17 protein-coding genes are annotated in these 16,682 nt (G+C 56.7%); 2 read left to right on the top strand and 15 right to left on the bottom strand.

Annotated elements, in window-relative coordinates; translation table 11 throughout:
• Positions 1 to 171: 171 nt before the first annotated feature.
• On the top strand, positions 172 to 2,976 hold the full coding sequence (gene ppc / locus RTI30_RS03470; protein ID WP_312262310.1) for a phosphoenolpyruvate carboxylase: 2,805 nt from the start codon (positions 172 to 174) through the stop codon (positions 2,974 to 2,976).
• Positions 2,973 to 3,551: a Maf family protein gene (locus RTI30_RS03475; RefSeq protein WP_312262308.1), complete on the top strand. Its 579-nt coding sequence runs from the start codon at positions 2,973 to 2,975 to the stop codon at positions 3,549 to 3,551. The genes ppc and RTI30_RS03475 overlap by 4 nt, the downstream gene beginning before the upstream one ends.
• Before the next feature lie 9 nt (positions 3,552 to 3,560).
• Here RTI30_RS03475 and pstA read toward each other — a convergent pair whose 3' ends face one another.
• The 15 genes from pstA to pilW form a co-directional block, all read right to left on the bottom strand.
• Positions 3,561 to 4,406, bottom strand: a complete 846-nt coding sequence (gene pstA, locus RTI30_RS03480) for a phosphate ABC transporter permease PstA (protein ID WP_312262306.1) — start codon at positions 4,404 to 4,406, stop codon at positions 3,561 to 3,563.
• Positions 4,407 to 5,408, bottom strand: a complete 1,002-nt coding sequence (pstC, locus tag RTI30_RS03485) for a phosphate ABC transporter permease subunit PstC (protein WP_312262304.1) — start codon at positions 5,406 to 5,408, stop codon at positions 4,407 to 4,409.
• Positions 5,409 to 5,418: 10 nt separating this feature from the next.
• The gene (gene pstS / locus RTI30_RS03490; RefSeq protein WP_312262302.1) at positions 5,419 to 6,459 is read right to left on the bottom strand and encodes a phosphate ABC transporter substrate-binding protein PstS; all 1,041 of its coding nucleotides are present in this window, start codon (positions 6,457 to 6,459) and stop codon (positions 5,419 to 5,421) included.
• Positions 6,460 to 6,645: 186 nt separating this feature from the next.
• Positions 6,646 to 7,281 carry a molybdopterin-dependent oxidoreductase gene (locus tag RTI30_RS03495; RefSeq protein ID WP_312262300.1) on the bottom strand — a complete coding sequence of 212 codons (636 nt, stop codon included), beginning with the start codon at positions 7,279 to 7,281 and terminating at the stop codon, positions 6,646 to 6,648.
• Between the two features lie 11 nt (positions 7,282 to 7,292).
• The gene (locus RTI30_RS03500; protein ID WP_312262298.1) at positions 7,293 to 7,865 is read right to left on the bottom strand and encodes a cytochrome b/b6 domain-containing protein; all 573 of its coding nucleotides are present in this window, start codon (positions 7,863 to 7,865) and stop codon (positions 7,293 to 7,295) included.
• A 96-nt stretch (positions 7,866 to 7,961) separates the two neighbouring features.
• The gene (locus RTI30_RS03505; protein ID WP_312262296.1) at positions 7,962 to 8,339 is read right to left on the bottom strand and encodes a DsrE family protein; all 378 of its coding nucleotides are present in this window, start codon (positions 8,337 to 8,339) and stop codon (positions 7,962 to 7,964) included.
• Between the two features lie 96 nt (positions 8,340 to 8,435).
• Positions 8,436 to 8,933: a histidine phosphatase family protein gene (locus tag RTI30_RS03510; RefSeq protein WP_312262295.1), complete on the bottom strand. Its 498-nt coding sequence runs from the start codon at positions 8,931 to 8,933 to the stop codon at positions 8,436 to 8,438.
• Positions 8,887 to 9,291: a hypothetical protein gene (locus tag RTI30_RS03515; RefSeq protein WP_312262293.1), complete on the bottom strand. Its 405-nt coding sequence runs from the start codon at positions 9,289 to 9,291 to the stop codon at positions 8,887 to 8,889. Before RTI30_RS03515 ends, RTI30_RS03510 begins: the two co-directional genes overlap by 47 nt.
• The gene (gene der, locus RTI30_RS03520; protein ID WP_312262291.1) at positions 9,288 to 10,634 is read right to left on the bottom strand and encodes a ribosome biogenesis GTPase Der; all 1,347 of its coding nucleotides are present in this window, start codon (positions 10,632 to 10,634) and stop codon (positions 9,288 to 9,290) included. Before der ends, RTI30_RS03515 begins: the two co-directional genes overlap by 4 nt.
• A gap of 7 nt (positions 10,635 to 10,641) precedes the next feature.
• Complete coding sequence (gene bamB / locus RTI30_RS03525; RefSeq protein ID WP_312262289.1) at positions 10,642 to 11,841, bottom strand: outer membrane protein assembly factor BamB; 1,200 nt, start codon at positions 11,839 to 11,841, stop codon at positions 10,642 to 10,644.
• The gene (locus RTI30_RS03530) at positions 11,838 to 12,449 is read right to left on the bottom strand and encodes a tetratricopeptide repeat protein (protein WP_312262287.1); all 612 of its coding nucleotides are present in this window, start codon (positions 12,447 to 12,449) and stop codon (positions 11,838 to 11,840) included. The genes bamB and RTI30_RS03530 overlap by 4 nt, the downstream gene beginning before the upstream one ends.
• Before the next feature lie 10 nt (positions 12,450 to 12,459).
• Complete coding sequence (gene hisS / locus RTI30_RS03535; protein ID WP_312262285.1) at positions 12,460 to 13,755, bottom strand: histidine--tRNA ligase; 1,296 nt, start codon at positions 13,753 to 13,755, stop codon at positions 12,460 to 12,462.
• Positions 13,756 to 13,763: 8 nt separating this feature from the next.
• The gene (gene ispG / locus RTI30_RS03540) at positions 13,764 to 14,864 is read right to left on the bottom strand and encodes a flavodoxin-dependent (E)-4-hydroxy-3-methylbut-2-enyl-diphosphate synthase (RefSeq protein WP_312262283.1); all 1,101 of its coding nucleotides are present in this window, start codon (positions 14,862 to 14,864) and stop codon (positions 13,764 to 13,766) included.
• Positions 14,833 to 15,831 (bottom strand): RodZ domain-containing protein, encoded by a 999-nt coding sequence (locus RTI30_RS03545; protein ID WP_312262282.1) that lies wholly within the window; start codon positions 15,829 to 15,831, stop codon positions 14,833 to 14,835. Before RTI30_RS03545 ends, ispG begins: the two co-directional genes overlap by 32 nt.
• Positions 15,831 to 16,682: a type IV pilus biogenesis/stability protein PilW gene (pilW, locus tag RTI30_RS03550; protein ID WP_312262280.1), complete on the bottom strand. Its 852-nt coding sequence runs from the start codon at positions 16,680 to 16,682 to the stop codon at positions 15,831 to 15,833. Before pilW ends, RTI30_RS03545 begins: the two co-directional genes overlap by 1 nt.

A 16,682-nucleotide genomic window follows, 5' to 3' on the forward strand; every position in this document is an offset into this window, starting at 1 on the left:
CAACGCCGAACGGCCACACCATCGACTCGGACAGAAACCACCGCTATCCTTCCTCCTCCAACATCTACCACAGTGCCAAAGGTGGTGGACGCATACAGCTTTTTGACCTCTCGCCCGAATATCGATAAGTTTTGCCTGTTATGACTATAGCCACCACACAGGGGTAAGCCCGTGGACGCTGACAAACCCAAGAGCGATCGCGCCCTCCGCGCCCGCGTCAAACGCCTAGGAAACATCCTCGGCGACATCCTTCGTGAACGTGCTGGCGAACGGGTGTTCAATGCCGTCGAACAGTTGCGGCAGGGCTACATTCGCCTGCACCGACGCGAGGATCCAAAACTTCGTCAGCGACTGGCTCGCTTCATCGATGCCCTACCCCAAGACGATCTCGTCTTGGTCATTCGCGCCTTCAACACCTATTTCAGCTTGGTCAACATCGCCGAGGAAGAGTTCCAGCATGTGCAGCGTCGGCGGCTTTTGCAACGAGATCAAGGCTTCTGGATTGGTTCTTTTGAAGATACTTTCACGCACCTCCAACGAGCCGGGGTCAGTGCCGGGCAGCTACAGTATCTTCTCGATCAGGTACGCTATCTCCCGGTTTTTACTGCCCATCCTACGGAATCGAAACGACGCACGGTGTTGCATGCCCTGCGCAGGATCTTTTTGACCAGCAAGGCCCTCGATGATCCCTCCCTGACCGAAGAAGAGGCAGAAGATGTGCTCCGCCAATTGCGCGCACAGATTCAGATTCTCTGGGAGACGGAAGAGGTGCGCACCAATCGCCCGCAGGTGCAGGACGAGGTCGAGAATGGCCTATTCTACTTTCGCGATAGCCTTTTTCAGGCGGTGCCCATGACCTATCACGCGGCACGGCGGGCGGCACGGCGCGTCTTTGGAGAGAGTCAGGTCGACATTGGCGCCTTTATTCGCTTTGGCTCCTGGATCGGCGGTGATCGCGACGGTAACCCCAATGTGACCGCGGCCATTACCAGTTGGACCCTGCGTACCCAGAGTGTCGAGGTGCTGCGCGAATATCAACGTCGCCTGTCCGAACTCTACCCTTTGCTCGGCCATTCCTCCCGCTTCTGTGCCATATCCCCCATTCTCCTCGCTTCCCTGGAAAAGGATGCGGGAGACTTCCCAGAACTTGCAGAGTGGGTAGATCAACGCTTCCCCAGTGAACCCTATCGCCGCAAATTACGGTACATGATGACCCGCCTTGATCTGCGTCTGCGGCAGTTGGAAAACGGGCAAAACGGCGGTGGAGCTGGCGCGGTCGATGGCCCAGCATATGCCAGCGATCAGGACTTCCTGGCGGACATCCTGCTCATCCGCGATTCCCTGCGCGCTCATGGCGACGATTACATCGCCAATCACTCGGTCCAGGATTTGGTGTGGCTAGTGGAAACCTTCGGATTTCACTTGGCCTCCCTCGACATCCGGCAGGAATCCAGCGTCCATACCCGCACCCTGGCAGAAATCTTTGCCGAATTGCCCGAGTTTCAGGGATATGAGGCGATGGAGGAGGAGCAAAAACTCGCCATCCTCTCGGCTGCCCTGCGCCAGCCAGGAAAACTCATCGAGCAATTTCCCGAACCGCTCTCGGCGCTGGCCAATGAAACCTGTGCGATGTTCCGCTGCATTGCCCAACTCCGCCGCGAGATTGGCGAGCGCGCCTTCGGCAACTATGTCATCTCGATGACCCACGAAGCCAGCCATGTACTCGAGGTGCTGGTATTGGCGAAGGAGTTTGGGCTGGCGGGATGGTCGCGGCAGGGGCTGTACAGCGAAATTGCCGTAACCCCACTTTTCGAGACCATCCATGACCTCGAGCGCATGGAGGCCGTCATGGGACGTCTACTAGACGACCCCGTTTATGCTGAAATTCTGAAGAGTCAGGGAAATGTTCAGGAAGTCATGCTGGGTTATTCCGACTCTTGTAAAGATGGCGGCATTCTTTCCTCCAATTGGTCCTTGTATCAGGCGCAGCTGCAACTCACCGCCCTTGCCGACCGGCGGCGGATCCAAATCCGCATTTTTCATGGCCGTGGCGGCAGTGTTGGTCGCGGTGGCGGTCCAACCCACGAAGCAATCTTGGCACAACCCGCAAACACGGTTCGCGGCCAAATCAAGATTACCGAGCAGGGCGAGGTACTTTCCTTCAAATATGCCAACCTGGAAACCGCCGTCTACGAGCTAACCGTGGGTGTTACCGGTCTGATCCGGGCAAGTATTGGATTGGTGAAAGCGATTCCCCACGATCGGCCCGCCTTCCTCGAGGTAATGGGCGCCCTAACCAAAATCGGCGAGGCCACCTATCGCGACCTCATCGAGCACACGGAAGGTTTCCTGAGCTATTTCTACGAGGCCACTCCTCTCGAGGAAATCGCTCAGCTGAACATTGGCTCTCGCCCCGCACACCGGCAGCGCGACAATCGCTCCATGAGCTCCATTCGCGCCATTCCCTGGGTTTTCGCTTGGGCGCAATCGCGCCACGTGCTACCTGCTTGGTACGGATTGGGCTCGGCTGTACGCCAGTGGCGGGGGGATGATCCGCAGCGCTTGGCAGTGTTGCGAGAAATGTATCAGCACTGGCCTTTTTTTCGCGCCCTGCTTGGCAACATCACCATGGCGATGGCCAAGGCCGATATGACCCTGGCAGCAGAATACGCTACGCTACCCAGTGATCAGCATCGTGCGCAAAAAATCTTTGCCAAGATCCGCAAGGAATTTGAGCTCAGTCTTGCCGAAATGCTGCTTGTCCAAAACCAAAAAGAATTGTTGACAGAAAATCCAGGCCTTGCCTTTTCACTCCAGCGACGCAACGTCTACATGGAGCCCCTCAATCACATTCAATTGGCGCTCTTGCGCCGGTATCGGAATGAGGAAACCCCAGCAGAGTTTCGCGAAACCTGGTTGGACCCGTTACTGCGCACCATCAACGCCATTGCTGCTGGTCAGAGAAACACCGGATGACGCAGCCGCATTTGGTACTCGCCTCCTCCAGCCCATATCGGCGTGAACTATTGGCACGGCTACGCCTTCCCTTCGAATTCCGGGCTCCGTCCATCGATGAATGCCGCCGCGAAGGCGAGGCGCCAGAGGCACTGGTGCAACGCCTTGCCGAAGAAAAAGCGCGGCGGATAGCCGAGGAGTACCCAGATGCCTGGATCATTGGCGCGGATCAAGTCGTGCGCTGTGGCGAGCAGATACTCGGAAAGTCGGGCAATGCGGATACCGCCCGCGCCCAGCTCGAGTCCATGCAAGGACGGAGTGTGGAGCTACTCAACGGGCTTTGCCTTCTTTCACCATCGGGTCAGGCAAGGGTAGAGCTCATTCCGTATCGGGTGGATCTGCGCCCGCTGACGAGTGAGGAAGTCGCACGCTATATCGAAAAAGAACAACCCTTTGATTGCGCCGGCAGCTTACGCGCCGAGGGCCTGGGTATCACTTTGATCGAGAGGATGGCTGGGGAAGACCCGAACGCCATCATCGGCCTTCCCCTCATTCGGCTCTCGACAATGCTGCGCGAGGCGGGCTTTGCCATCTGAATTAACAGACTACCGATTACTTACTCTTCCAACCAGTAAACGAGCAGAAACACTCAGCGTCAATACAAAAATCACGGCAATGAAAGACCCTGCCCAGGCCATTTGCTGCCAATTTTCATAGGGACTCATCGCAAACTGGAAAATTACTACCGGTAGGTTCGCTATTGGATGCCATAAACTGTCGCTATAAAACTGGTTATTGAGAGCGGTGAATAGAAGAGGGGCAGTCTCACCACTGATTCTCGCCGTGCCCAAAATGACGCCGGTCAGGATTCCTGCACGCGCGGCTTTCCACGTGACTAGAGTCACGACTCGCCAATACGGTGAACCTAGGGCGATAGCAGCCTCGCGCAGTGAACCAGGAACCAAACGCAGCATCTCGTCCGTGGTTCGCACCACAACCGGAAGTAAGATGAAAGCCAATGCCACACCGCCAGAGAACGCTGAAAAATCTCCCATAGGACCGACGATGATGGCGTAGGCAAAGAGTCCAACAACAATCGATGGCGCACTCATCAGTAAATCATTCAGAAAGCGAATAACTGCGCCGAGTTTACTTTTCTGACCAAACTCTCCGAGCCATGTCCCGGACAGAATGCCCAACGGCACCCCAATGACCAGCGCAATAGCGATCAGGATACCACTGCCGACAAAAGCATTGCGTAATCCGCCGCCGCTAGCACCTGGCGCGGGTGTATCTTGCGTGAACAAATCAAGATTCATCGCAGGAATACCAAAACGAAGAGTTGTCCAAAGAATCCAGAACACCCAAAATAGACCAAAAACAGTCATCACTACTGACATCAGCAAGTTAAATCGGTTGAGGAACAGCCGGCGATGGTATCTGCTAACCATTTATTTGCCCCCACTTTTTCGTTCAATTCGTGCCAGCATGATCCGCGCAACACTAAGAACGATAATAGTGATGATAAACAGGATCAACCCCAAGGCCAAAAGGGCGGATCGATAGAGGCTGGTAGTAGCCTCGGTGAATTCGTTGGCGATGACAGAAGCAATCGATGCTCCAGGCATGAGCAAACTTCTACTTAGCATATCGGTGTTGCCTATGACAAAGGTGACTGCCATTGTTTCGCCAAGAGCACGACCCAGTCCTAAAAAAATACCCCCGAAAACTGCGGCCCGCGTGTACGGTAATACGACATTCCATACTACCTCCCAAGTCGTAGCACCCAGACCGTACGCAGACTCCCGAAGAATGTTTGGTACTACAGAAAAAACGTCACACATAATGGCCGAAATAAAGGGAATCACCATGATACCAAGAACAATCCCCGCAGCGAGCATACCTATGCCCATGGGCGGCCCACGGAATAAAACACCAAGCCCCGGCACGTCTCCAAAGGTGTCCGTGATCCACGGCTCAACCATAGCAAACTTTGGAGCAAAAACCAGAAGTCCCCACATGCCAAAAATTATACTCGGTATGGCCGCGAGTAATTCAATAGTCGAAGAAATTGGTGACTTGATTCGACTTGGCGCAAGTTCAGTGATGAATAACGCAATACCAAAACTAACGGGTATAGCAACGATCATTGCGATAAGTGAACTTACCAAAGTTCCCACGATAAAAATCAGGGCACCATATTGATTGGTAACCGGGTTCCATTGCTGTGAGATAAAAAATCTCCAGCCAAATGTTCGCAACGCCTCCCAACCTTCTATCGTAAGAGATGCCATGATTGCGAGAAGGATCAGACCGACGAGCAGCGCTGAACCTCCGGTCAAAACCCGAAACAAAAAATCCAGCGGGGAGCGCTGTTTTCTCCCCACTGAATATTGTTCCGAAGCGCCAACAACTGACGTGGTGTTATTCACCATAGCTTCGGGACTATCCACTTAATAACCCTCAAATGCCGAGGTTTTTCTTCCAATAAGCTTTAATCGCGCTCACCGTGCTTGGCGGAAGAGGCCCGAAAGCGATGGACCTTGCCAAATCTTGACCGTGCTCAAAGCCCCAATCGAAGAACTTAGTGACCTCTACATTGCTTTCTTTTGGCGCATTCTTGCGCAATATCTCCCAAGTACAACCGGATATCGGCCAAGTGTCTGGGCCAGGCTGATTGGTCAAGATGACGTAAAAGTTGTCTGCCTTTACGAAGTTTACATGCGCAGCGGCATCTTGGAAGCCCTTCAAACTGGGACTGACCAGTTTGCCATCCCTATTGTACATACGAGCATAAGGTAGATGATTTTCCAGAATATAAGCATATTCTACATAACCAATGGAACCAGGGATGCGTTGCACGTAAGCCGATACGCCGGCATTTCCCTTGCCACCAACGCCCGTCGGCCAAGCAACGGAAGTATTCGCCCCAACCTTCTGCTTCCACTCAGTACTGATCTTGGAGAGATAGTTAGCGAAAGTGAAGGTAGTGCCGGAGCCATCGGAGCGATGAACAACCGTGATGTTCATATCAGGCAACTTCAATCCGGGGTTGAGCTTAACGATGGCCGGATCATTCCACTTCTTGATCTTGCCAAGATAGATGTCGGCAACGACTTCGCCATTGAGAATCAATTGCCCAGCTTTAACGCCAGGTAGATTATAAACGAGATCTTCTCCGGCAATGGCTGTGGGGAACTGGATCAAACCGTCCTTCTCCAGTTCAGCAGGCTCGAGAGGCATATCGCTGGCACCAAACTGGACAGTCCCAGCCTTGATTTGCGCAATGCCGCCACCAGAGCCGATTGCTTGATAGTTCACCTTGTTGCCTGTTTCCTTTTCGTATGCAACCGACCACTTCGCGATCAAGGGATATACCCAAGTGCTACCGGCGCCCGTAATGGTCACCCCAGCCATCGCGGCAGGAGCGATAGCAGCGAACAATCCAGCACTCATGGCGGCGACAACGGCGTTCTTAACAAATTTTCGTCTATTCAAGGTCATGAAAATCTCCTTCCGCGATATGTAACATCTACGTGCCAAATCTCGTGCGAACATGTTTCGGCGCCCTGCGGAGCTCTAGGACCAATTTGCCAGCAGGATTCAGCCGAAGCAAGTCTACTTTGTTTTTATGACAGTATCATGAACCTTTTGTGACACTTTTATGACAACGGCGGCCTGCGCCTTCGCTTAGAGCAGATCAGTCCAGCTAAAACCCTTCTTGATGTAGGCGTTGCTCGGGTAGCCGTCCTTCTCCCAGGTTCCCTCGGGTCGACTGGCACGCAACTCGATGCGGTTTACCCATTTTACGCTTTTGTAACCATACATCTGCGGTACCAGCAAACGCAACGGATAGCCACCCTTGCGCAGCAAGGGCTGGCCGGCAATATGGGTGGCGAGCATCACCCCGGGTGCCCGCGCCTGCTCCAGGCTCAGACTGTCGACGTAGACGCCATCGGCGCTATGAAAGACTACATAGCGGGCGCCGCTCTGTACCTGCAACTCCGACAGAAAGCTGGCGAGAGCGATACCCTGCCAGTGCACATCGGCCACGGTCCAGCCCGTCACACAATGGAAAGTGTGCACTTCGGGGAAGGTACTACGCCGATAGAGGTCGGCGAGGGTGAAAACTTGTTCACGAGCAATCAACCCGTCACAGCGCAGGCGGTAGCTTTGCGGATCGATCTGCGGATAGGAACCCGTGTAAGTGTAATATTCAGGAAAAATCGGGATGCCGCCTGCGCGTGCCCAAGCCGGCAACAACAGGGCACCAGCCGATGCCCCCAGCAACTGCGTGCTACGTCGAAAAAATTCTCGTCTCAACATGGCTGTCTCCTTCAATGAAGAGCGAATATCGACCACAGGGGTTGGCGCCGCAGAGCATGGTAAAAGGCCATGCCCACGTGACCGAGCCAAAAATAGAGCAAGATGGGGGTGCCCAGACGCATGGAAACCAGTCCTAGATGGGTGAGGCCGGGAACCGCAAAGTAGCCTTGCATGACCATCCAGGCCCCCAAACCGGTATAAGTCACCCAACTGGCAAGGAGCAGAAACATGCCCTGCCACCAAGAAGAGAGACCGGGTTGCGGGCCGTGACCAGGGAGCCTTCCCTGCAAAACTCGGCGGATATCCGCCAGTATGAAGCGAGCGTTACCCGGCCAGTACCAGATCTTCAGCAGGCTTCGCCCCCAGCGGGTGCTCCCATAGACCAACCAGGAAAGGGTAAGCCAAGCGGCCAATGCAATGCCGGCAAGGGTATGCCATTGAAATAGAAAAAACTGCTGCAACCAAAGAGCAAGGATCGAGTTGAGGAGTTCAAAACTAAAAAGCAAAACCAGCCCGAGGTGCAGAATGCGTGCGCCACGCGGGTAGTCTACTGGAGATGCAGCCTGTTCTTGCAAAAGGGACACCCAGCTCACCTCAAAAGTCGGTAATTTTTTACGATTACGCAGGAGCTTGCAGGGTGGATGCAGCAAAGGGTGCCCGCGCTAGCGGGCACGCCAGTATTACCAGGTGAGTACGCGACCTGCGGCACCCAGGGTGGGCAGAGCGGAACTCGGATTCATCAACGGCATTTGCTTGGCCAAATCTTCTTTGGTCATGCCATTGAGCTCCAAGGACTGCAGGCAGCCGATGATCTGCACGCCATTGTCTTCGGCCAGTTTCATGAAGTCGGCCACACTCTTACCGCCGGGCATGGGGAAGATCGACTCTGCCTTCCCTTTTGCCAGCAGCTCCGTCGCCGGACCGGTAAAGTACATTACCACCCTCTGCTCGTTAGCCGCCGCCGTCGCCGCCAAAAAGAAGGCAGAGGGAAGACGCTTGGGGTTTTCTGGGCCAGTGATGAGAATAATAACGAGATCTGGGGCTTCCATTTCAGACATAGATCATCTCCTTTTACGGGGTGAATCGGTCAGACGAGGCGAGTGTTTCCAAGAGAAACACCCAACCCGGAGGATAACACGAAAGTGTAATGCGGATCAGGTCGCCGCGAGGCGGGCAAGAAGCGATCCCTGCAAGTGCCCGAGAAAGCGAAAATGTGGGCTGGTCGGATGCTCGGCATGGAGAAGGGTCACGCTCGCCTTGGCGATGGGTAGGCGAACGCCGCTGAGATCTGCCACCCAGTCGCCCAAGAATGGCTGGTGCCCGACGAGGCAGACACGCTCGGCTGCGCTTTCCTGCCAAGCGAATTGCACCTGGGTCAAGTGGCCAGTCGCAAGCGCATCCATGGCGATACACTCCACCGCCTGCAATTGTACCTGTAAGGCCAGGGCCGTTTGCCCCGTGCGTTCCTTTGGACTGTACCAGATCACCAATCCTTCGGGGGCGAGTAACTTTTTTAGGGCACGCGCAGTTTGCGCTGCCTGCTCTTCGCCAAGCGCGCTGAGGCGACGCCCGCCATCGCTCCCATCGCTACTGTGTTCTTCTGCATCAGCGTGACGAACGAGGATAAGTTCCAGGTGACACCTCCTGTCCAAACCACCATCGCGCCCAGCGACCCGGCACAAAACGGGCGATGATGGAAACCAGGGCAATGCCAATCAATGCCCGCATCCATCCATCGATATGCGTCGCTGCCATTCCGCTACTGCTGAAGATGTCGAGACCTGCAAGCGCCGCACCCAAAACAATCACCAGTGGACGCCAAGCATAGGGGCCGAGTCGCGGCCAAGTGCGGGCAATAGCGCCCAAAGCCAGAACTGCCCAAATGCCATAGGCGACGGCTGGTGTCCAAGGCCAATTGGGGACACCGAAGCGGAAATGATGATCCGACGCGACCAATACGCCGTACAAGATCCAACTCAGTAACCACCAGGGCAGCGATCGGGCGCTCATGCGCGACCTCCGCCCGGGGCATAGGGATTCTCCCCTTGCCGGAAAAGCAGCCGGATCGGCACCCCATCGAGCTTGAGGGCATTGCGAAATGCCGTCTCGAGATAGCGTTTGTAAGAGCTCGGCAACCGTTCGACTTGATTACCGTGAAAAACCAAGGTGACCGGCTGGATTCCCCCCTGATGACAGTAGCGCAGTTTGATGCGTCGGCCGGATACCAGGGGTGGCTGATGCGTGACCAGAATGTCTTCTAGGGTGCGATTGAGCTCACCCGTTGAGAAACGTCGCTGACTGTTTTTCCAAAGCTTATCGATACTTCGGTAGAGCTCCCCTACCCCGCTGCCATGCAGAGCGGAGATGGTATGAAAGGGCGCGTAGCGCAAAAAGCTCAGGCGCCGCTCCAAGTCCTGCTTGACGGTATCGCGCTGGTGCGCGTCCAGACCATCCCATTTATTGACCACCAGTACGATCGGCCGCCCGAGCTCGACTGCCACCCCAATCAAATGCGAATCCTGTTCGCTGATCCCCGTTTGCGCATCCATCACCATCAGGACTACGTCTGCCTCACGCAAGGCTGCAAGGGTCTTGAGTACGGTAAGTTTCTCGAGCCCTTCACCCACCTTGGCACGGCGGCGCACGCCTGCGGTATCGATCATCACATAACGTTTTCCCTGTCGCTCGTAGGGAATGCGGATACTGTCGCGAGTGGTACCGGGTTGGTCAAAAACAATCACCCGCTTCTCGCCCAACATGGCATTTACCAACGTCGATTTACCCACATTGGGGCGACCAAGAACGGCAATCGCTGGGCCAGCTTCTAGATCTTCCGCATCGCCCTGCTCGTCGACGGCAGCAGGGCGCGCAGCAACGATGGCCGACCAGAGCGTGTCGATGCCATGTCCATGAGCAGCGGACAAGGTAATGGGGGTACCAAGGCCAAGTCGGTGAAATTCCGGCAGTTCGGCAACGGCATGGCGCACGTCCATTTTATTGATGAGCAGCAACACTGGTTTGCCGCTTCGCCGCAATTCTCGCGCGATTTCTTGATCTTGCGCGGAGAGACCCTCCTTGGCATCGACAAGAAACAAGAGAATGTCTGCTTCGCTGATGGCCTGGCGCGTTTGCGCGGCCATTGCAGCGACTAGGCCCTCACGCTCTTCCGGCTCGAAACCGCCAGTATCGATGACCAGATAGTCTCGGTCTTCATGACGCGCCGTGCCGTAATGGCGGTCACGGGTGAGGCCCGGCAGGTCCGCCACCAAGGCCTCACGACTACGCGTGAGTCGGTTGAACAGGGTCGATTTGCCAACATTCGGTCGACCCACCAGGGCGAGAATCGTGGCCATCCTTAGCTCAGGGCTTCTGGAATTGCAGCTGGTATAATGTACCCACCCCACTCAAAACCAAAAAGCGTCCCTTTCCAACACATACCGGTGCGGCCTGGATACCGCTGCTGGAAATCATTTTTTGTCCAGTTCGATGCCCAGTTTGCGGATCGACGGTGATGACTTGGCCAGCAAAATTGCTCAGCAGCAGTTGGCCGTCGCAAAGCGTCATCCCACTGAAAGACTGCCCCTTGAGACGCGTATTGCGCCAGCGTACCGTACCACTCTGCGGGTCGATGGCGTAGACCTGCCCGTCGCTCCCGGCAACAAACAAGGTACCATCGTGCAGAATGGGGGTGATGACGGCAGACAGGGGTTGCGACCAGAGCTCCTCGCCACTATGGCGGTTGTACGCAGCAATATTTCCCTGATACGCAATGGCGATTACGCGATCGCCATCCAGGACGGGAGTGGCCGAAACATCCACCATTCGGTCCAGTTCATTGTTGCCGTGGGGAATGGCAACCGTCGCGTGCCACAATTCGGCACCATTGGCAACATTCAGGGCCACCAATTTGCCGTCGGCAAAGCCGCTATAGAGGGTTTGTCCGTGTACGACGATACCGCTGCTGCGGCGCAAAAGTAGCGATGGCTGCGGCAAGGAAAAAGTCCAGTCGACTCGGCCGTTGCTGGTGTCGAGAGCGAGAAGGTGGCCATTGGCCAACTGCACGAACAGGCGTTGATCGACAACGGTGATCGGGCTGCTCGGAATGGCATCGAGCTGCACTTCCCACAGTTTCTTACCATCCTGCGCCGAGATCGCATAGAGCTTGCCGCGATCGGTGCCAACGTACACTACCCCATTGGCAACGGTGGGTCCGCGAGGGCTGGTGCCATCGAGACGGTAGAGCCAACGCTGGCGTCCGCTCGCACTCAACGCAAAAAGCCGACCAGCATCATCGCAAAGATAGATGCCGTCATCGACAAAACGGACTTCCGTGGCGTTGTATGGCTGTAGACGCCAGTCGCCATAGAGTCGCGCCTGCCAGTTGGTTGCGAAGTCGGTGGTCACCTGCTCGGTATGCATGGCTTGCACGGGCTTGGGCGCCGGTTCGGAGGGCCCAAAGGCCCAGTTCCATACCCCGCATCCGCCCAAGGCAACCAGTAACCCCAGTGCGCCGGCATAGCGTAGCGCGGAAAGCCCGCCTCCTGCCTTCCCTTCCCTCATCCCGATGCTCCCAGGTTTGCCATTTTCATTTGTAGATAAGCGAGATACGGATCCGTTGCCGGCAAGGCCGCTGTCGCTTTTCGATAATCATCCAGCGCCTCTTGCGTTTTCCCCAAGGCATTTTGGGCGTCGCCACGCAGTTCCCAATCGATAGCGGTATACGCGGGATCGATTTTTTGCAACAACTGCAGTACCTGCTGGTTTTTGCCCTGCTGTAGGTAGAGACGTGCCAGCGCCGCACGGGCAAGGCCATGCATACCAGTTGGTAAATCATCCGTTGCAACGAGGCGCTGCAACTGTGCTTCTGCTTTCGCCATCTGCTTGGCGTCGATATCGAGGCGTGCCAAATAGAAGCGCGCCATGGAAGCATAGGCGGTGGACGGATAGCTCTGCACCAAGGTCTCTGCGCTTGCCCGCGCCATATCGTTTTTGCCTTGGGCAAGGCTTTCGGCTAGTTCGCTGTAGAGGACTCCCGCTCGCTCGAGCTGATGGCGCTGGTATTTATCGTAGGCAAAAAATCCCAAAAGCCCAACGATAACGAGCACGAAGAGCGCGACGAGAAGTTTGCGGTGACGCTGTAAAGATTCGGTAAGTTCGGTACCCGTCATGATTTCTTGCCTAGAACGACTGGCGCGTAGTATGGGGGCCTGCCAGCGGCAAATCAACGCCAAGCGAGCGCAGGCCTTCCCCTATCCGCTCCCAGGGACCGCGCCAAAGCCCCGTCCCCTCTTGCTCTTTGAGCAGAACCTCCGCGCCCTGAAGATTGTCTGCTCCCACAACCACTTGGTAGTGGGCCGCGGATCGCTGCGCTTGTTTGAGCAGCGCCTTGAATGGGGCTGGTCCACCCGTTATTACCGTGAGGCCCTGTGCACGCAGCGTTTCAGCCTTCTGCATTGCACTCGCCAGCGCAGTTTCATCGAGCGCACCCACAAAGAGTTCGACGCCAGCCGGCGCCTTATTTTCCGACTCGGTGAGTGCCAAAAGGCGCTCCATACCGGTAGCAAAACCGATGGCCGGCGTTTCCGGTCCGCCCAACTGCGCCACCAGACCATCATAACGACCCCCGGCCAGAACAGTACCCTGAGAGCCAAGACCCTCTGCGACCCACTCAAAGACCGTACGGTGATAGTAGTCGAGTCCCCGCACCAGACGGGGATTGATCTCATACTCGATGCCCAACCCCCGCAGCAGGTCCTGCAAGAGGGAGAAATGCTCCGCCGACTCGGCATCGAGATGATCCAATAAACGCGGGGCCGAAGCGGCCAGCTCTTGGCAGGACTCGACCTTGCAGTCGAGAACGCGCAGGGGATTCCGCTCTAAGCGCTCCTGGCAATCACCACACAAAGCACTGGCTTTTGGGCGCAAAAAGTCGAGCAAAAGCGCACGGTATTCGGCGCGCGACGCCGGTGTTCCGAGGGAATTGAGCTGCAGTCGCGCGGACACACCGGCGGCTGCTAGCAAACGTGCCGAAAGGGCGATGATCTCGGCATCGGCGCCGGCACCAGCAACCCCAAAGAATTCGACTCCCAGTTGGTGAAACTGACGATAGCGTCCACGTTGCGGACGTTCGTGGCGAAACATCGGGCCGATGTAATACAGACGTGGCGTCTGACCGCGCAAGGCACTGTGCTCGATGAGGGCACGAACCACACCAGCGGTACCCTCCGGCCGCAAAGTGAGAGAATCGCCATTCCGGTCGGCGAAGGTGTACATCTCTTTTTGCACGATATCGGTGACATCGCCAATGGCGCGGGCAAAAAGCGCACTATGCTCGACGATGGGCAGCCGGATTTCACCGCATCCGTATAGGCGCAGCACCTCGCGAAAGGCGTGCTCGAGGCGTTGCCAGCGCGCGCTTTCCGCTGGGAATATATCGTTCATGCCGCGCACGGCGGCGAGGGGAGACTTGGACAAGCTGCGCCTCAGCCCTGCTTACGAGCGGCGCTGCGCGCCGCCACTTCGGCGCGAATGCGCTTTTCGAGCACATCGACGATATCGTTGTTTTCGATACGGTCCACCTGCTTACCGTGATAGTAGAGAATACTGCGCTTGTCACCGCCCGTCAGACCAATATCGGCTTCCTTGGCCTCGCCAATCCCATTCACGACACAACCGATCACCGACACATCCATCGGTTCCAGAATGTCTTCCAGCCGCGCCTCGAGGGCGTTGATGGTCTTGATGACATCGAACTCTTGGCGCGAGCAGGAGGGGCAGGCAATCAAATTGATGCCTTTTTGGCGCAGGTGCAGACTCTTCAGAATATCGAAACCGACGCGAATCTCTTCGACCGGATCGGCGGCCAGCGAAACCCGGATGGTGTCGCCAATGCCCTCATTGAGCAACAAACCAAGGCCAATTGCCGACTTGACGGTACCCGAGCGCAGCCCACCGGCCTCGGTGATGCCGAGGTGCAGAGGATAATCCACTTTTTGAGCGAGCAATCGATAGGCATCCACTGCCAAGAACACATCCGAGGCCTTGACGCTGATTTTCACGTCATGAAAGTTCAACTCGTCGAGAATGGCAACATGGCGCAGAGCGGATTCTACCAAGGCCTCCGGCGTCGGTTCGCCGTACTTTTCCTGCAGGTCCTTTTCGAGACTACCGGCGTTGACCCCAATACGGATCGGAATCCCTTTGTCCTTGGCCATTTCCACCACTAAGCGCGCCTTGTCGATGGCGCCGATGTTGCCCGGATTGATGCGTAAACCATCCACGCCATTCTGCATCACCTGTAAGGCGATACGATGGTCGAAGTGAATATCGGCCACCAAAGGAACCTCGACTTGGGCACGGATGGCCTTGAAGGCCTCGGCAGCCTCCATACTCGGCACCGACACACGCACAATGTCTGCACCAACCGCCTCGAGGCGACGAATTTGCGCGACGGTGGCAGCCACATCCCGAGTCTCGGTATTGGTCATGCTCTGCACCGAAATGGGTGCATCACCACCAATGGCGACTTTGCCAACGTGGATCTGGCGACTTTTACGACGCTGAATGGGTGACTGATGTTGCATGGGCGACCTCGTGGGTAGTGGTTGCATCGGCAGCGGGTAAGACTGCAGACCCGGTGCTATCAACGCGCAGATGGGAATGGGCGGATTGTGCCGTGCCAGAACTGCCCTCGGCAAGGGCAGCCACAACGCTGCTCCGTGCGCTGGCCGTCGCGGCACTGGGGACAGCCACACCCACTTGCAGGCGAGCCACGTTCAAGGCATTGGCGGGCAGTGCAACCGGCTTGCCGTTGTACTGGATCTGTACTGCGCTGGCCTTGCCGAGCAGGATGGAATACGGCGGCTGACCCTGGGTTACGGAGAGCTCCTGCCCGGCCTTGGCCAAGGTAGAAACGAGGATACGACCTGTGCTATCGCGTACTTGCAGCCAGCAGGCACCGGAAAACTGAAAAGTTAGGCCAGTGCTGCGCGTAGCACTCGTAGCGGCTGCTGGTGAAGCGGCCGATGCCGTTGAGGAACTCAGGACCGCGGAGTCCGGGGGCGCGGCAGCCGGCGATGCGGGTGTGGAAAGTGCCACTTGCGCGTTGGCACGGCTGGCGGCCGAAACATCGGCACTCGTCGGTGGCACCGTATCGGAGGAGCTCTCGTTGCTGCCCCAGAGCCACCAACCGAGGGCGATGAGGGCGACGGCGAGGAGTATGGAAAAAATGACGGTTCTGCGGCTGTAGTCGAGCAGGGGAACTTCACTACGTGGCAGGACTTGCTGCGCGGGTGCAGTGCCAGCTCCACCGACATGCCGATCATAGGCGGCAAGCACTTGCTCTACATCGAGGCCGAGCAGGCGCGCATAATTGCGCAAATAGCCGCGAGCAAAGGCCCTGCCCGGTAGATCCTGAAAACGGCCCTCCTCGATGGCTGCCACTTGGGTGGCAGTGATGTGCAGCTGGCGAGCGGCTTCGGGTAATTCCCAGCCGCGCGCCACGCGTGCCGCTCGTAATTGCTCCAAAATGGTGGCAAAAGTTTCATCCATCACTTCGGATTTCCATACCGCAATAAATCGGCTTGCGCCGCCTTGCCCGCATCCGAGTAAGGACTGGCGTTGACACAACGTTCCCAGTAGGAGCGGGCCTGCGCGGGCTGCCCCTGCTCCCAGGAAATTCGGCCGGCCAAGAGTAGCGCTTCGGCATTATCGGGCTCCTGGGCCAAAATTTCTTGCAGATGACCGTAAGCCTCACTGAAAGCTCGATCCTGATACTCCATTTCCGCCCAAAGCAAGAGGGCCGGCGGATATCCCGGCTTGAAATAAAGCGCTTTTTGCAGCGCCAGTAGGGCTTGCTGCGACTGATGCAACCCGCGGTAGGCGGCAGCGAGGTTGGTCCAAGCATACTGTGGGGTGCTGTAGAGGGGATCTTGGGTGGCCTTTTCCAAAATCGCCACCGCGTTGGCATATTTCCCTTGATTCAGGAGGAACGCACCGTAGTTATTGAGAAATTCTGGGTTTTTGGGTTCCTCATCCAAAGCCTTGCGAAAGGCTTCGGCGGCTAGATCAGCCTGCCCCAGGCTCTGGTATGCCAAACCGAGGACATTGTAAGCATCACCATGCTTGCCCGGCTGCGTCAGGGCCTGCTTCAACTCGCGTATTGCAGCCCGCGGATGACCCTCTTGGAGGTAGGCGGTGCCCAAGGAGGTGTAGATTGCAACCTGATCGGGAGGAGCGGCATGCAAAGATGCGAGTGGATTGGGCGGTGCATTGTGTGCCGCCGCGGCCGCCTCTTGCGCAGGCGTGGTCTTTTGCGGACCGGAGAAGAGTCCACAGGCGCCCAGCGCAGCGGTAGCCACGGCGACCGAGAATAGACGGAAAACGAGTTTAGTACGCCGCAT

This window comes from Candidatus Igneacidithiobacillus taiwanensis (genome assembly GCF_031962545.1).
GTDB lineage: Bacteria > Pseudomonadota > Gammaproteobacteria > Acidithiobacillales > Acidithiobacillaceae > Igneacidithiobacillus > Igneacidithiobacillus taiwanensis.

Coding starts and splice junctions, on each gene's coding strand:
- RTI30_RS03475 (WP_312262308.1), top strand. CDS start 2,973: ATGACGCAGCCGCATTTGGTACTCGCCTCCTCCAGCCCATATCGGCGT.
- pstA (WP_312262306.1), bottom strand. CDS start 4,406: ATGGTTAGCAGATACCATCGCCGGCTGTTCCTCAACCGATTTAACTTG.
- pstS (WP_312262302.1), bottom strand. CDS start 6,459: ATGACCTTGAATAGACGAAAATTTGTTAAGAACGCCGTTGTCGCCGCC.
- RTI30_RS03495 (WP_312262300.1), bottom strand. CDS start 7,281: ATGTTGAGACGAGAATTTTTTCGACGTAGCACGCAGTTGCTGGGGGCA.
- RTI30_RS03505 (WP_312262296.1), bottom strand. CDS start 8,339: ATGTCTGAAATGGAAGCCCCAGATCTCGTTATTATTCTCATCACTGGC.
- RTI30_RS03515 (WP_312262293.1), bottom strand. CDS start 9,291: ATGAGCGCCCGATCGCTGCCCTGGTGGTTACTGAGTTGGATCTTGTAC.
- der (WP_312262291.1), bottom strand. CDS start 10,634: ATGGCCACGATTCTCGCCCTGGTGGGTCGACCGAATGTTGGCAAATCG.
- bamB (WP_312262289.1), bottom strand. CDS start 11,841: ATGAGGGAAGGGAAGGCAGGAGGCGGGCTTTCCGCGCTACGCTATGCC.
- RTI30_RS03530 (WP_312262287.1), bottom strand. CDS start 12,449: ATGACGGGTACCGAACTTACCGAATCTTTACAGCGTCACCGCAAACTT.
- ispG (WP_312262283.1), bottom strand. CDS start 14,864: ATGCAACATCAGTCACCCATTCAGCGTCGTAAAAGTCGCCAGATCCAC.
- RTI30_RS03545 (WP_312262282.1), bottom strand. CDS start 15,831: ATGGATGAAACTTTTGCCACCATTTTGGAGCAATTACGAGCGGCACGC.
- pilW (WP_312262280.1), bottom strand. CDS start 16,682: ATGCGGCGTACTAAACTCGTTTTCCGTCTATTCTCGGTCGCCGTGGCT.